At 45.1% G+C, this 14,599-nt stretch carries 17 protein-coding genes; all 17 read left to right on the top strand.

From position 1 onward, the window contains the following. Window positions 1–967 precede the first annotated feature (967 nt). The 17 genes from ACWB0I_RS14930 to lptC all read left to right on the top strand — a co-directional run bounded on the left by ACWB0I_RS14930 (window position 968) and on the right by lptC (window position 14,596). A complete protein-coding gene (locus ACWB0I_RS14930) occupies window positions 968–1,474 on the top strand; it encodes a hypothetical protein (RefSeq protein ID WP_479388870.1) in 507 nt (168 codons plus the stop codon). A gap of 254 nt (window positions 1,475–1,728) precedes the next feature. After that, entirely contained in the window at window positions 1,729–2,412 is a 684-nt protein-coding gene (locus ACWB0I_RS14925) for a DUF2202 domain-containing protein (RefSeq protein ID WP_479388869.1), read from the top strand. 14 nt (window positions 2,413–2,426) lie between these two features. After that, complete coding sequence (locus tag ACWB0I_RS14920) at window positions 2,427–3,563, top strand: hypothetical protein (protein WP_479388868.1); 1,137 nt, start codon at window positions 2,427–2,429, stop codon at window positions 3,561–3,563. A gap of 17 nt (window positions 3,564–3,580) precedes the next feature. Next, entirely contained in the window at window positions 3,581–3,820 is a 240-nt protein-coding gene (locus ACWB0I_RS14915) for a DUF4405 domain-containing protein (protein WP_479388867.1), read from the top strand. Continuing rightward, on the top strand, window positions 3,789–4,424 hold the full coding sequence (locus ACWB0I_RS14910) for a hypothetical protein (protein WP_479388866.1): 636 nt from the start codon (window positions 3,789–3,791) through the stop codon (window positions 4,422–4,424). Before ACWB0I_RS14915 ends, ACWB0I_RS14910 begins: the two co-directional genes overlap by 32 nt. A gap of 226 nt (window positions 4,425–4,650) precedes the next feature. Next, window positions 4,651–4,989 (top strand): ArsR/SmtB family transcription factor, encoded by a 339-nt coding sequence (locus tag ACWB0I_RS14905; RefSeq protein WP_479388865.1) that lies wholly within the window; start codon window positions 4,651–4,653, stop codon window positions 4,987–4,989. A gap of 180 nt (window positions 4,990–5,169) precedes the next feature. Beyond that, entirely contained in the window at window positions 5,170–5,574 is a 405-nt protein-coding gene (locus ACWB0I_RS14900; protein WP_479388864.1) for a NifB/NifX family molybdenum-iron cluster-binding protein, read from the top strand. Between the two features lie 715 nt (window positions 5,575–6,289). Then, entirely contained in the window at window positions 6,290–7,075 is a 786-nt protein-coding gene (locus ACWB0I_RS14895) for a transporter (protein WP_479388863.1), read from the top strand. Window positions 7,076–7,297: 222 nt separating this feature from the next. Beyond that, entirely contained in the window at window positions 7,298–8,173 is an 876-nt protein-coding gene (kdsA, locus tag ACWB0I_RS14890; RefSeq protein WP_479388862.1) for a 3-deoxy-8-phosphooctulonate synthase, read from the top strand. A gap of 13 nt (window positions 8,174–8,186) precedes the next feature. After that, the gene (locus ACWB0I_RS14885) at window positions 8,187–9,524 is read left to right on the top strand and encodes an MFS transporter (RefSeq protein WP_479388861.1); all 1,338 of its coding nucleotides are present in this window, start codon (window positions 8,187–8,189) and stop codon (window positions 9,522–9,524) included. Between the two features lie 164 nt (window positions 9,525–9,688). Continuing rightward, window positions 9,689–10,210 (top strand): type 1 glutamine amidotransferase domain-containing protein, encoded by a 522-nt coding sequence (locus tag ACWB0I_RS14880; RefSeq protein ID WP_479388872.1) that lies wholly within the window; start codon window positions 9,689–9,691, stop codon window positions 10,208–10,210. Between the two features lie 49 nt (window positions 10,211–10,259). Next, entirely contained in the window at window positions 10,260–10,775 is a 516-nt protein-coding gene (locus ACWB0I_RS14875; RefSeq protein WP_479388860.1) for a KdsC family phosphatase, read from the top strand. Window positions 10,776–10,793: 18 nt separating this feature from the next. Then, window positions 10,794–11,642 (top strand): CsgG/HfaB family protein, encoded by an 849-nt coding sequence (locus ACWB0I_RS14870; protein ID WP_479388859.1) that lies wholly within the window; start codon window positions 10,794–10,796, stop codon window positions 11,640–11,642. Beyond that, window positions 11,620–12,423 (top strand): hypothetical protein, encoded by an 804-nt coding sequence (locus tag ACWB0I_RS14865; RefSeq protein ID WP_479388858.1) that lies wholly within the window; start codon window positions 11,620–11,622, stop codon window positions 12,421–12,423. Before ACWB0I_RS14870 ends, ACWB0I_RS14865 begins: the two co-directional genes overlap by 23 nt. Then, a complete protein-coding gene (locus ACWB0I_RS14860; RefSeq protein WP_479388857.1) occupies window positions 12,410–13,111 on the top strand; it encodes an Ig-like domain-containing protein in 702 nt (233 codons plus the stop codon). The genes ACWB0I_RS14865 and ACWB0I_RS14860 overlap by 14 nt, the downstream gene beginning before the upstream one ends. Next, window positions 13,089–14,060 (top strand): KpsF/GutQ family sugar-phosphate isomerase, encoded by a 972-nt coding sequence (locus ACWB0I_RS14855; RefSeq protein WP_479388871.1) that lies wholly within the window; start codon window positions 13,089–13,091, stop codon window positions 14,058–14,060. Before ACWB0I_RS14860 ends, ACWB0I_RS14855 begins: the two co-directional genes overlap by 23 nt. After that, a complete protein-coding gene (gene lptC / locus ACWB0I_RS14850; protein ID WP_479388856.1) occupies window positions 14,057–14,596 on the top strand; it encodes an LPS export ABC transporter periplasmic protein LptC in 540 nt (179 codons plus the stop codon). The genes ACWB0I_RS14855 and lptC overlap by 4 nt, the downstream gene beginning before the upstream one ends. Window positions 14,597–14,599 lie beyond the last annotated feature (3 nt).

Here is a 14,599-nt window from a genome sequence, read left to right as displayed (position 1 = left end):
TCTCCCGCAAAGCGGGCGAGGGGGAGAATGGTGCGGGTTGAAAAAAAATCTTATCTCAAAATATCCTTAGGGTCTTTGTAGCTTCTTGGAGTTTTCTGTGGTTGATTAATGGTTGCGGCTCTGCTGCCTTAGTTAAATGGTCAATTGTTGTTTTTTTAAGGTACAAGTATGTTTGGTCCGGTTCAGGACAATTCTCCATATCTCCTCACTTTCTTTAGACAGAGGACTTTTCTATTATGGAATTTTAGCATCCAATTTTAAACCGACAATTTTTTTTAAAATGCAATTCAATTATTAATGAGTGCTTTGGTTTCAAATAATTAATTCCATCAAATTGAGATATAGCTACTTTTACTGTTTTAATAGTTCTTCATCAAATTTGAAAAATTCATTAAAAGGCTGTAATCAGGGAGAGCTGCTAAATTTTAAAGACATTTTATCATACATATTTTGGATATGTATGATAAAAAATAAATCATTAATCTAAGGCAGCAGAGCCGCAAACAAGAACATTTACCCGGGAATTTAACAACCACAGAGAGCACCCGTCTGGCAGGCGCAGCCGACAGGCCCGTCTGGACGGCTGTCCAGCCGGACAGGCAGAGAAGTCACAAAAGAGTATTTTTAATCAAAAATTGCTCTATTGTGTTTTCGTGGCCTTTCTGTGTATCTGTGTTAAATTAATGGTTGTGACCATGTTGCCTTTTCTTCTTCTCAACATGTTTTACTAAAATCCGTCACGTAAAAAACAAAATTACAAAGTTGTGCGTAGAGTACGATTTTTTTCGCCCCTGTTGTTCATGAAATCGACCTATCTGTCGGAAGATGCCTTTCAATAGGTAAAAACCAAACCAAAGCAATTCATTTAAATACAATGTATTAAATGGACTAATTTAGTTTTGGCACGGCATTTGTCATTATTAAAAGCGAAGCCAAGTTAAACTAAAACAAACCAAGGAGGTTTAAAATGAAGAACTTACTCGTAATCTTAGGCTTAGTGGCGATCTTCTTTGCCAGCAACGTTTTTGCACAGGACTCTTTACAGGTGCAAAACAAATACCGTAAAGGTAACAAAAATCAAATGCAGATGATGCAACAGCAAACCAAAGGACATGGAGTCAAAGGTTTTGTTGATGCCAATGGAGATGGCTACAATGACAATGCCCCGGATATTGACGGCGATGGTATTCCCAATGGAATGGATCCGGATTATACCGGTGCCAAAATGCGCAAGGGTAACAGCAAAGCCGGATTTGTAGACTTAGATGGCGACGGCATTAACGACAATGCAATGGACGCAGATGGTGATGGCATTCCCAACGGTCAGGACCCCGATTTTGTTCGTCCTCAGGATGGTACCGGACGTAAACTGGGCAGAGGTAGAATGCAAGGTACCGCACAGGGAACTGGCTTGGGTACAGGTGAGTGTGACGGTACCGGCCCAAAAGGTAATGCAAAACGTGGTCGCAAATAATCCTTCTAACCCCCCCCAATACCCTCGAAGCCCGACGAATGTCGGGCTTTTTTTTTTTTGAGAAAAAATTCTAAAAATTTGCTAAAGTCCCTTTTATCGCCCCACCAGCCCATTCTTAGACCAAATGGGCGAAATATTTTCGGCCATTCCTGCACTCAAATCACTCTAACTCCTTTAAATTCAATAAATAACAAATTATGGCATGATGCTTGTCTACAATAACCACAAATCGAAATAATGTAAAGGAGGGTAATATGTACCAACTCATATCACGGCTTAGTATTGTGCAGTTTTTACTGTTTACAACCATGCTGCTCAATATCGGCATTTCAAAGTCAAATGCACAAACCAAACCAGGCACAGTTAATAGACCTTGTTTCAAACAAGAGAACATTCTGAACATGCCATCAGATCCCCTGAAACTGGCCGAGATAGACGGTCTTTTATTAATGCGTGAGGAGGAAAAACTGGCACGAGATGTTTACATTGTACTGTATCAGAACCAGGGACATTGCCTGTTTAACAACATTTCACGCAGCGAACAGCGACACACCAGCGTGGTTAAAACGCTTTTGGAAAAATATCAAATCAGTGATCCGGTAAAAGGCGATTCCATCGGAGTTTTTAAAAATCCAACTTTGCAAAAACTGTTTGAAGAATTAACCGCCCGCGGAAAAACGTCATTAAAAGAGGCCTTGAAAGTCGGAGCCCTGATCGAAGAAATCGATATTCTTGATTTACAAAAAAAACTACAGGGCATTAAGGGAAATGATGACATACGCTTTGTTTATAACCATTTAATGCGCGGTTCAAGAAATCATTTGCGCGCATTTGTGAGAAATTTAAGGCGAATAGGAATCCACTACACACCTGTGCGATTAAGTACGGTTCAATTCAATACCGTAATGGAAACGACCCGGGAAACCGGGAGAAATTAAAAGGGGATTTTACCATGGACATCAAACAATTAGCTATTATTCTATTGGCAGGTACGCAAATTGTACTGGCCCAGATTTCTACTCATTTCAACGTTTCAAGCTATGTTGATGATAATGTGTTTCGCTCACCCGAACCGGTGGAAGATGTGCTAACAGATGTTGGCATTCATCTGAACTACCAGCCACAGAATCCCAATTTTCAGGTAAAGTATGAGGGCGATTTTTATCTGTACAACAAATTAAATGAACGTAACTTTTCCCTCCATTCCATAGGTTTTTCTTCCTTTAAATCAGTTGGCAGACAGGATCAGCACACGTTTTATTATGGAGCGGATCTCGATCTGCGGATCAATGGGCAAGAATATGATTATTACAATTACGGCCAGTTCTATCTGTACGGCAGTGCGTTTTTTAAATTACAAAGATTCATTTTAAAAACCGGTTACAATTTCAGATATCGTGAATATTCCACCTTTCCACAGCTTTCCAACGCAAGACACTACCTTTTCATTCAGGCCAATAAATCGTTGCCAACCCGTACTACTCTTATTCTGGAAGCGGATTATGGGTACAAAAGTTTTGCGGGTCAGCAGACCGAAACGATTCGGGGACGCGGGAGAATGAATGTAAATTATTACACAGAAACGACTACGATTCCAGGTTTATCGCATATCATTTTATTAGCTCGGGTGGCTCAATCTCTGCATCGCCGAATTGGAATGTTTATCCAGTACAAGAAACAGATCAGTCTTACCAGCCAAACAGATTACCTGAACGCCAACGACTATTACCAGGACGAAGAGCTGTTTGACGATCCGTTCAGTTATGAGATGGAGCGTTTTACGGGACAGATTACCTGGCTTTTGCCGGCTAAAACATCGTTAAAAATTGCCGGCAGCTCTTATGATAAAAACTACATCAGTGAACAGGCCTATATTTCCGCAGATGATTCCGTCGGCCTTGGAGGAATCCGTTCCGACAACGGCAAAACTCTTAATGTGTCTCTGGAAAAATCCTTTACTTTAAACAAAGCCTGGATCAAAACTTTGACCTTTAGTCTGTATTACGTTCATCTAATCAATGAATCCAACAGCTACTGGTACGACTATAAAAATTCCATTTTTAGCGGATCGATATCCTGGAAATTCTAACTGAGGAGGAAAATGACATGGCAGCCTATCGCCGAGGAAAATTTAGCTGGAGAGCTTTCGTTAGTTTGTACATTACCTGGTCGGCGCTCATTTTACTCGTTTCGGGCGTAATTTTGTACATTGCGCCGGCCGGCAGAATAGCCAAATGGACGCACATCTCTTTGTTGAGTCTGGAAAAAGAAGAATGGCAGGCCATTCACACCATCTTTTCTTTTCTGTTCGTTATTGCCGCCGGTTTTCATCTATTCTACAACTGAGCCCTTTATTTCTTATCTGAAAGATAAATTTAAACAGGCCTTTGCTTTACGTAAAGAATTGTACGCCACAACGATTTTAACCATCGCCATTTTTGTGCTGACTCTGTGGAACGTACCCCCCTTCAGCACCATTATGGATATTGGTGAATATTTTACAGAATCATGGGAAAGTGAGCAAACCGAACCGCCCATTCCCCACGCCGAAGAATTAAGCATCGAAGAATTAGCAAAAACCGTTCAATTACCCTTGCAGCAAATTCTTCAAAATTTAAAAGAGCAGAACATTGAAGCGACTCCTGAGATGATCGTAAAAGACGTGGCCGAAAAATACGATATCACGCCCAGCAAATTATTTAAAAAAATGAAGGTTGAACCCGTCCAAAAACAGGAGATGGCCACTTCTCTCTCTGGCAGGGGATACGGCCGAATGACGCTCGCAGATATTTGTAAAGATTTAAACATTCCGCTGGAAGTGGCGCTGGAACGACTTGAGGAGTTCCATATCAAAGCGGACGGCCAGATGCTGCTGCGCGACCTGGCCAATGCATACGACAAAAAACCTATTGATTTGTTGAACATCATTCAAAAAGGACAATTGGAGTAAAGGCCGGCTTCAATAGAAAAATAGATCGCCTGGCAAATATTCTTTTTACCTGTTGGCGAATGGCAATCCGTCAGCAGGTAAATTTTAAACACATAAACCAGAATAATTGTTGATCATATTCACAAATCATCTGAAAAAAGATGGTTTATTGGCGCAGAAAAGTTGACTTTGGAGAAATAAATAATTATCTTTATTGCACAATTTTGCAATATTAACAGGAGTCAATATGCCCCGAGGAATGAAGATGGGCACCAGAATGATGGGCCCCATGACCGATCCGCGCTCCCGTTTTTTTATGGCGCTGGCCAGCGATCAGCGCTTGCGCATTTTAGAACTCTTAAAAAACGGAGAGAAAAATTCACAGGAAATTATTAATGAACTGCTGTTAGATCCATCGGTGGTTTCGCGTCACATGATGATGCTGCGCAATGTAGGTCTGGTAGAGGCTCATAAACAGGGCGTAACCATGTACTTCAAAATTGCAGATGAACGGGTTTTTGAAATCATTGAAACGGCGACCAATATTACCAGAGATTGGCTGAATAAATTTCAGGATTTTTTTTAATGGTAGCATGCAGTTCGAAAATCACGAATTCAAGGAAAGGAAAAAAATCGGTTAAATGCAGCTCAATGACCTTTAGGTGAAAATTTGCTTGCAGGGCTTTTTAAGGAGTGATCTCATCTTTAAGGGAAAACCATACTGTTTAAGTAAAAGAATTTGGACATAACAAGAAGGAGATACGAGATGAAGGTAGCCATCGTAACCAACGACGGAGAATACGTCAGCCAGCACTTTGGAAGATCAAGATATTACAAGATTTACACGATTGAAGGTAATGAAATTGTGAACGTGGAGCTGCGTGAACGGGGCACCGGCCATTTTGCCGGACATACCCATCATGAGCAGCACGAAGATCACCAGGGACGCCATGGCTACAGTGCCGATGCCCAATCCAAACATGCCATGATGGCCCGTGAAATCTCGGATTGTGATGTTTTGATTGCTGGGGGCATGGGGATGGGCGCTTATGAAAGCTTTAAAGCAGCCGGTCTGCAGGTTGTTTTGACCGACATAGCCTGGATTGAAGAAACGGTGACGGCTTTTATGGAAGGGAAATTAAAAAATCTGGTTAATGAGCGTACCCATTAGGTCGATGGACCGGCAATTTTTTTAATTGTCCGTGAAATTGCAGTGATAAAAAAAATTACCGGATTTAAGCGGGCCCTGTTTGCAGGGCGCGGGAATGATCTTCCCCCTTGTCCATCAAAACCAATAGGGAGAAGATGATTTTTGTTTCTACATGGGGAACGGTGGTCTAACATAGTGAATGTTAAATCCACAATCTATTTCTTTAACTAAGGCAGCAGAGCCGCAACCAAAAAACTTCTTTAAAAGATGGCAGGCCGGTTCCCCGGAACCCTTTAACTCTTACACTCATATACTCTTAACTTTACTCCTCCAACAGCGGAAGTCATATCACGAATTAGCCCTCACCCCCTCGATCCCCCTCTCCCAGAATAAAAATCTGGGAGAGGGGGAAGGCGTGTGTGGGTATTTTTTCCACCTGTGTTGGAAACACCATTCACGACCAATAGTAATTTGGGATGTCAGCCGGTTGGAGCGCAGCGGAAATCCCGAATCTCTGTGACGGGACATTAAACCATTCAGCAATTCAACAATTAAACGGTTTTACTTCCTCGCTCAGCACAAAAATTTTTGAAGGAAGTACTTTATAAAGAATGTGGTAAAATTTTGAGGAATATCCTGCCATTCCCCGGAAGACATGAAATACTTCATTTTTGATTTTATGAGGTAAAGGTGTTACATTTGTTGCAGCCTAATGGTTTGCAACAGTGGAGGAAATATGAAAACCATCTTTTTTTGCACCGCTCTTTTAACCGTGTTCACCATCAATCAGCTCTTTGCGCAATATTATGGCGCGATTACTATCGATCGGCCAGGATATTCCAACACCTACACCACTGTCAAAAAAATGCGTTTTCAGATCGAAAGTGGGCTTTCTTATTTTTCCGATAAAAATTTTCCTCAAAATCCGGATTTAGAACGCGTTACCCTACAGGCCGCAGCAAGCACATTGCGTTTTGGAGTCACCAAACGCTTTGAGGTCCGCTTAGGCGGACAGTTTACCTATCAACGGGACAAAATACAAAATGTAAAAACATCGGTTAGTTCCGTTCAGGGCCTGAGCCTGGGCGCAAAATTCAGAACGTTTGAGCACCATGGTTTTTTGCCCGATGGCGCATTACTGGTCAACCTGGGTCTTCCTGTGGGCTCGAGACAACTGGTTTCAAACAAAGTTGAACCGGGCGCTCTTTTCATCGGTTCCCATCCTCTAAGCGAGGCTGCCCGCTTGGAGTACAATGTGGGGCTCACCTATCGTGATGCCGACTATTTTGAATATTTAGGAACCCTGGTGCTGAATGTTAGTTTCTCTGAACAAACCTCGGCTTTTATTGAATATGTTGTGTTGAATCCGGAAAACGGGGCAGCCCAACAGATTTTTGATTTTGGTTTGAGTTTGCTGATCAAAAGAAATGTCATTTTTGATATTTACGGGGGCAAAGGATTAAATAAGGAAGCTCAGGATTGGTTTGTGAGTGTTGGCGGAGGGATTCGTCTGCCACGCTAAAGCGCTATTCAAACACTATTTTTTGAATTTAGTTTTGGCAGGTTCGGTCTCCTTTTTTAAAATTACACTCAACCTGTTATTTTTTCCTTCCTTCCAGGAGCACCTTAAACAGGGTGGAAATAAAGGCCATCTGTAAACTGCCTCTGCTTTTAATTGAAACCAATACCTTAAGTCAGTAAATTGTGCAGGCATAATTGAAACAAAATATCTCAGGAGGAATGAATGCGCATTATTGATGTGGCAGGAATTAAGATAGGAGCCGGACATCCTCTAACTTTGATTGCCGGGCCCTGCGTTATTGAGTCGGAAGACATTGTAATGAAAACAGCGGAGCAGGTCAAAACCATTGCCGATAAACTGGGTCTGCCCTTTATTTTTAAATCGTCTTACTTAAAAGATAATCGTTCATCCGCAAAATCGTACCAGGGACCGGGCATAGAACGCGGCTTAAAAATTTTACAAAAAGTAAAAGAAACTTTTGGCGTTCCGGTGCTGTCGGATATTCATGATCAGCACGATGCTCCGGCCTGTGGAGAAGTACTGGACGTCATTCAGGTTCCGGCGTTTCTTTCCATGCAAACCTCACTCCTTTTAGCTGTGGCCCGAACAGGAAAGGTTATCAACGTTAAAAAAGGTCAATTTTTAGCCGCTTCGGATATGCGGACGGCCATCAATAAGATTACCGGAGAAGGAAATGATCAGATTTTGTTAACGGAACGGGGCACCTTTTTTGGTTACCACAATTTGATTGTGGACATGCGCAACCTGAAAATCATGCGCGATCTGGGCTATCCTGTGGTGTTCGATCCAACCCACGCCATTCGAAAATACGGCGTTAGCAGTAGCGATCGCCGGGGCGGCGCCAAAGAGTTTATCTTTAGTCTGACGCGGGCCGGTGTGGCCGCCGGGGTTGACGCTCTTTTCATTGAAACCCATCCCGATTGTGACGGCGCCTTGTGCGATGCAGCCAGCATGTTGCCTCTGCAAAAATTGGAAGAGCTGCTCAGGCAGGCAAAGGCGATCGATGAAATGGTTAAACCTCACCTGCCCCTGGATGAGGTGGGCATCTACGATTACAAAGATTACCGGAAAAAATAGGGTAGTAGCTATTATGGAAGAAAAATTGAGCTGGAAATTTCCCCGTGAATTTTGGGTGGCCAATATTATTGAATTGTTTGAACGGGCGGCTTATTATGGCATGTTCATTGTGCTGGCCGTTTATCTTACGCGCGAGGTTGGCTTTACCGATGTTGAAACCGGCTGGGTAACCGGACTGTTTGCTTCTTTAATTTACATGGCGCCAACTTTTACCGGTACCCTTTCGGACAAAATGGGCTTCCGGTCTGCGCTCATTCTGGCCTTTGCTCTGTTGAGCGCCGGCTATCTTCTGCTCGGTCTGTGGCCCACAAAACTGGTCGCCGTAACGGCCCTGAGCTTTATCATGCTGGGCGGCTCTTTTGTCAAACCGATCATCACCGGAACGGCCGCCAAAGCTTCTGACGAAAAACACCGCGCCCGCGCTTATTCCATCTTTTACATGATGGTGAATATTGGCGCTTTCCTGGGTAAAACCATTGCCAAACCGTTACGCGTTGAATTGGGATTGCGCTACATCAATTTTTACGCTGCCGGCATGGCTTTCCTCGCTCTTTTTATTGTCTATTTTCTGTACAAAGACATCGATACCACCGGCAAAGGCAAAAGTTTAAAAGAAGCGTTAAATGGCTTGTTACGCGTTCTTAAGAATGTGCGTTTCATGGCGCTTATTCTCATTGTGGCCGGCTTCTGGGCCATTCAGCACCAGTTGTACGCCACCATGCCCAAATACACCTTACGACTGGTGGGCGAACACGCCTCGCCGGAATGGCTGGCCAACATCAATCCGCTGGTGGTCGTATTGCTGGTTGTGCCGGTAACGCATCTAGTTCGTAAAATTCCGCCAGTCAGCTCCATTGGCATCGCGTTGCTGATCATCCCCTTTTCGGCGTTGACCATTTCTTTGAGTCCCATTTTGACATCTCTGTCCGGAGAACAGGTCTCGTTTTTTGGCGCTTTTTCTTTACATCCCATTACTGTAGCTTTGATTTTCGGCATTGCTTTACAGGGCCTGGCCGAGACGTTTTTATCGCCGCGCTTTTTGGAATACGCCTCTAAACAGGCGCCCAAAGGCGAAGAGGGGTTGTATCTGGGCTATTCGCATCTGACCACATTTTTCGCCAATTTGTTTGCCTTTGTTTCCAGCGGCTATTTGCTGGACAAGTATTGCCCCGATCCCCGCACGTTGAGTGCGGTTGAAAAGGCAACAGCCTATGCCCACGCCCATTACATCTGGTATTTTTACGCCGGCGTAGGGTTTGTGGCCTTTCTATTGTTACTGGTTTACAAATATGTGTGCGACACGATTGATCGTAAGAGAGCCATGTCCAGTGTGGCTGGCGGTGCCAATTAAAAAGAATGGCTGGGAGAAGGGGAAGAAATTGCATCCCCCTCAACATTTGATTGCCTGGTGCGGCTTCAAATTTTTGGATTGGTAAGGCCCGGGAGCCTAACATTCTGCAAAGGCTATGAAGCGTTGCAAAAGAAAAAGTGATCATCAAAGAAGAAGGAGAAAATATGTCCATTGCCGGTAAACGTATTCTGTTTTTTGTAGAAGATTTGTACGAAGATCTGGAGTTGTGGTATCCCAAATTGCGCTTAATAGAGGCCGGAGCAAAGGTGATGGTAGCCGGTCCGCAGAAGGGCAAGGTGTACAAAGGGAAGAACGGCTATCCCTGTAAAGCGCAAGCGGCCATTGATGAAATCAATTTTGAGGATTTTGACGGCCTGATTTTGTCTGGAGGCTTTGCACCCGACAAATTGCGTCGCCTGGAGAGCGTCAAACAGATCACGCGTCAGATATTTGAAAGAGGCAAGTTAGTGGCTCATATCTGCCACGGGGGCTGGATAGCCATTTCTGCGGGCATCGTTAAAGGATTCACCTGTACCTCAACCCCGGGCATTAAAGACGATCTGGAAAATGCCGGGGCCAAGTGGGTCGATCAGCCGGTGGTGGTGGATCGCAACATGGTCTCCAGTCGGCGTCCGGACGATTTGCCGCAGTTTTGTAAGGCCATCATCCAGTTCTTTAAAAGTTGAAAAATCTTTGAAATTTAACTAAAATAATAAGTTATTTTGAATGGGGAACATGAGACAAAAATTATCGCAGATCAAGTTGATTTTAATGGACGTGGACGGGGTATTGACCTCCGGCGAGATTATTTACACGGCCTCGGGCGACGAGCTCAAAATGTTCCATGTCCAGGACGGCATGGGCATTACCCTGGCTCGCATGGCCGGAATCAAAACGGGCATCCTAACCGGGCGCAAATCCGATCTGGTGCGCCGACGGGCTGAAGAACTAAAAGTGGATGTCATTTCGCAGGGCAGTTTTGAAAAATTACCGGAATACGAAAAGATTAAAAAAGAGCTTGGCCTCAGGGACGAAGAGATCTGTTACATCGGAGATGACATTCTGGACATGCCCCTTTTAAAGCGTGTAGGGTTTAGCGTGGCTGTGGCCAATGCCCGCGATGAAGTAAAGGCCATTTGCGATTATGTGACGGTGGCCGAAGGGGGTAAAGGTGCCGTGCGCGAAGTCATCGATAAAATTTTGAAATGGCAAAACAAATTACATGATTTAATCGAACAACTTGCGCAATAATTAAAATACGAGCTGATCATGCGTAAATTCATAATCCATCCTGCCTGGTTAGTTGCTTTTGTTCTTTTAGTGCATGTAATGCTTCAGGCGCAGATCCGTGTAGCGATTACCAGCTTTGAAAACCAGACGGATGAAGTTTTGCTGGATGCCTGGCAAAGAAATTTGCCCGATTTTCTGGGTTCGGAGTTAGGAAAATCCGCCCACATTACGTTGCTGGAAAGAAATCGTCTGAAAGAGCTCTTTGCCGAAATGCACCTGGCCTTGAGTGGATTTGTAGAGGATTCGGCGCTGGTCAGTAAAATCGGCAATATGGCCGGCGCAGACGTGCTGATCAGCGGGGTGATCACCAAATTTGAAAAGCGCTACGTCATTTTAGCCCACGTGACGCGGGTAAAAACGACCGAGGTGCTGGTCGAACGTGTGGAAGCGCCGGACACTCAGCACTTCAGACGCATGGTAGAGATGCTGGCCAACAATATTCGCTTTCGCCTGACCGGGGAAGGGCAGTACCAGGATAAGGTTTCCCTGAAAAAATACCCGACCCGCACGTTTTTGCTCTCATCGCTGGCTGGCGCTGTGCTCGGCGGGCTGCTGCAAAACAGTGCACAAAAAGCTTATGACGATTACCAGAGCGCCGTTTCTTTAAAAGAGATGGACAGCCATTACCAAAAGGCCAATAAATTGCACAAACTGTCGGGCTTTTTCTACACTGTTGCCGGAGCGAGCCTTCTGGCAAGTGTTTATTGCTGGATCAAAAATTTAAGGCAGCCCGATTTAAAGGCAGGCGCTGAAGAAAACGTGACGATCAGCTATCAGGGATTATTCGATAGAGAGGGTGCGCGCTTTGCGATTTACATTCATTTTTAAGAGGATGGCCCTGGCTCTACTGTTCTTCTTTTTTGTAGGGTGCAACGATCTGCAACGAAACAATCCGCTGGATCCTAAAAATCCGGACAGTTTTAGCCAGAACGTTCCCCTGATTGAAGCCTTTGTTAACCTGAGTCACCCCTCGCCGTACAATGGCTGGGCGATTCGAAGTTTAAATGCACTCAGCGCCCAATTTGATGAGCAAATCATTGTGGTCGAATATCATCGCGATATTGAGATTGACAGCGTGTTTTATGACGATCCCTACAATGAAGCAGATCAACAGGCTTTTTTTAAGCAGCTCCACGACCGCTATGTGCAGCTCTGGCCCGAGCTCTCCCGTCTTTTGCCGGACGTGTTCATAAATGGTGCTCAGCAAAGAGTGCCCGGGGCTTACGATGCGCTTTCAGTAAAAAATAGTACGGAAACCACTATTTCGGAACTTCTGGCCCAGAAAAACGATTACACCCTTGAAATAGAAGTAGAGCAGGACGGCCTGGCCGCCCATGTCACCTGTCTGGTGGCCCGGCTGGGGAACAACTCGGCTGAAAATTTGCGTTTGCGTGTTTTATTTGTGCAACAGGCCAGCTATCAGAATTGGTCTTTACAATATGTGGTAAAGATGACCTGGCCGGGTATTCGGATTGACAAATTAAAAGCCGGAGCGTACACGACCATCGATGCCGGGCAAATTGCTACCAGTCGGGCCAGCGGTGTGGTGTGCGCCCTGGTAACGGAAAACGAACAACAGGTGTTACAGGCCAAATATGAGCATTTTTAAAAAGACGATCTGGAATGTTTTGTTTTTAGCCGTGCTGGTAAGCTCCTGTGACCAGGTAGGCGATTTGATCCATCCCAAGAAATTGCCGGAACTGGATGAAAAGGGCATTGTGCTTTCGCGTGACCAGGTTATGCCCCTGGACACGGTGCGGGCCAGTATTCGGGCCAGCAATCCTCTGGAAGGGCCACTGCAATATGTGTGGCTGAGCGATGGAGGGACGTTTTTGCCACCATCGGATAACGACACGGTGTATTGGGTGGCGCCGCTGAGCGGTGGAGTGTACTTTTTGTGGGTCAAAGTAAAAAATGAAGACGGCGAAATAACCTCGCCCCAAAAACAAATTAACGTAATCAGTACTTCCCAGCCCCTGGTGCAAATTGTGCAACCGGCTGAAGGGAGCTATTTTGTCCAGAGCCAGGAATGTGTTGTAAAGGTAGAAGCCGTACACGAAAACGGCATTGCTCTTGTGAGCCTGTTAGTCAATGATCAGCTGGTAGGGCAAACAGACACCTCTCAAAACGGCTATTATGAATTTCGTTTTACCATTACCCAGGAGATGGTGGGCAAAACGGTTTTATTAGCCGAAGCCGTGGCCCGCAATCAGTTGCAAAGCAAAGGGCACGACAGTATTACCATTTATGTTGGAGGAATCGTACCGGGTGGAAATGAATCAGGATCAGATCATTGAGATCGGCAGACGCGTTGTGCGCATCGAAAAGGAATCGTTAGACGCTCTGGAAAAACGGATTAACGGTCAGTTCGCGCAGGCTGTGCAACTTATTCTGAATAGTCAGGGCCGCGTAATTGTCACAGGCATGGGTAAATCGGGCGCTATTGGGCGCAAGATTTCTTCCACTCTGGCCAGTACCGGTACAACTTCTGCTTTCCTGCATCCTGCGGAGGGAATACACGGCGATCTGGGGATGGTGCATCGCGATGATGTCATTATTGCCATTTCCAAAAGCGGTGAAACAGCAGAGCTCATTAATCTGCTTCCTTCTTTCCGAAGGCTGGATGTGCCGGTTATTGCCATGACGGCTAACCGCCATTCGACTTTAGCCCATTACGCGCGCGTCTGGCTGGATATCAGCGTGAAAGAGGAGGCCTGTCCCAATGACCTGGCGCCAACAGCCAGCACAACGGTAACTCTCGCTTTGGGAGACGCCCTGGCCATCGCGCTTCTGGAAGCGCGTGGTTTTTCTGCCGAAGATTTCGCTTTGCTGCACCCCGGAGGCACCCTGGGTAAAAAGTTGTTAATGCGCGTGTCCGACATCATGGAAAGCGGCGAACGCTTACCATTTTGTTTTCTGGAAGATGTCATGCAAAAAGCCATCATGGAAATGGCGCACAAACGCGGCATTTGTCCGGTGGTAGATCATCAAATGCATCTTAAAGGGGTGATCACCACGGGCGATTTAAACCGCCTGATCGAAAAAACAGAACAAATTTTCCATATCCCCGTAACCGAAGTCATGAACACCCATCCCAAGTACATCCACCAGGATGATCTGGCTACCATCGCTTACAAGGAGATGGAGAAATTCCGCATCATTGCCATGCCCGTGTTGAACGATCAGGACAAATTGGTCGGCGTCATTCATCTGCATGATTTGATGCAGGAGGGCATTACGGCATGAAGCGTACAATCTTACTATGGTTAATTGGTTTTCTAATCCTGAGTTGCTCTGAAGAGCAGCAGAAAGGTGTTCAGACATCAACGGGCGAGTTTCCTGATCAGGAGAGCTGGAACGCAACGGTATTGATCACCAAAGAAGGGAAAACCGTGGGCGTGCTGAAAGCCGGGCATGTGCAAAAATTTTCCAAAAAAAATCTGACTTTATTGGATGAAAATATTAAAGTGGACTTTTACGATGAACAGGGAAATCACAAATCGGTTCTCACAGCCAGAGGCGGACGCGTGAATGATCTGACTCAGGACATGGAAGCCTACGGGCAGGTGGTCGTCGTTTCGGACAGCGGACTGACATTGTATACCGATACTTTGAAATGGGACAATAAAAAACAAAAAATTTATTCCGAGATTCCCATTGTTTTGACCACCGAAGAGAACGACACCCTGTACGGCGATCGTTTCCGATCCAGTCCGGACCTGGTCAATTATGAGATCATCAATCCCCGGGGTCGTACTTCTAAAACCATCAATATTGAGTAATGC

This window comes from Caldithrix sp. (assembly GCF_056497305.1).
Note: the sequence above shows the minus strand (reverse complement) of the source record. Positions and strands in the feature narration are given on the sequence as shown.

Excerpts from the sequence above, each read along its gene's own strand:
- ACWB0I_RS14920 (WP_479388868.1), top strand. The coding sequence starts at position 2,427 with ATGGACATCAAACAATTAGCTATTATTCTATTGGCAGGTACGCAAATT.
- ACWB0I_RS14885 (WP_479388861.1), top strand. The coding sequence starts at position 8,187 with ATGGAAGAAAAATTGAGCTGGAAATTTCCCCGTGAATTTTGGGTGGCC.
- lptC (WP_479388856.1), top strand. The coding sequence starts at position 14,057 with ATGAAGCGTACAATCTTACTATGGTTAATTGGTTTTCTAATCCTGAGT.
- ACWB0I_RS14875 (WP_479388860.1), top strand. The coding sequence starts at position 10,260 with ATGAGACAAAAATTATCGCAGATCAAGTTGATTTTAATGGACGTGGAC.
- ACWB0I_RS14900 (WP_479388864.1), top strand. The coding sequence starts at position 5,170 with ATGAAGGTAGCCATCGTAACCAACGACGGAGAATACGTCAGCCAGCAC.
- ACWB0I_RS14870 (WP_479388859.1), top strand. The coding sequence starts at position 10,794 with ATGCGTAAATTCATAATCCATCCTGCCTGGTTAGTTGCTTTTGTTCTT.
- kdsA (WP_479388862.1), top strand. The coding sequence starts at position 7,298 with ATGCGCATTATTGATGTGGCAGGAATTAAGATAGGAGCCGGACATCCT.
- ACWB0I_RS14855 (WP_479388871.1), top strand. The coding sequence starts at position 13,089 with ATGAATCAGGATCAGATCATTGAGATCGGCAGACGCGTTGTGCGCATC.
- ACWB0I_RS14860 (WP_479388857.1), top strand. The coding sequence starts at position 12,410 with ATGAGCATTTTTAAAAAGACGATCTGGAATGTTTTGTTTTTAGCCGTG.
- ACWB0I_RS14905 (WP_479388865.1), top strand. The coding sequence starts at position 4,651 with ATGCCCCGAGGAATGAAGATGGGCACCAGAATGATGGGCCCCATGACC.
- ACWB0I_RS14915 (WP_479388867.1), top strand. The coding sequence starts at position 3,581 with ATGGCAGCCTATCGCCGAGGAAAATTTAGCTGGAGAGCTTTCGTTAGT.
- ACWB0I_RS14930 (WP_479388870.1), top strand. The coding sequence starts at position 968 with ATGAAGAACTTACTCGTAATCTTAGGCTTAGTGGCGATCTTCTTTGCC.
- ACWB0I_RS14925 (WP_479388869.1), top strand. The coding sequence starts at position 1,729 with ATGTACCAACTCATATCACGGCTTAGTATTGTGCAGTTTTTACTGTTT.
- ACWB0I_RS14880 (WP_479388872.1), top strand. The coding sequence starts at position 9,689 with ATGTCCATTGCCGGTAAACGTATTCTGTTTTTTGTAGAAGATTTGTAC.
- ACWB0I_RS14895 (WP_479388863.1), top strand. The coding sequence starts at position 6,290 with ATGAAAACCATCTTTTTTTGCACCGCTCTTTTAACCGTGTTCACCATC.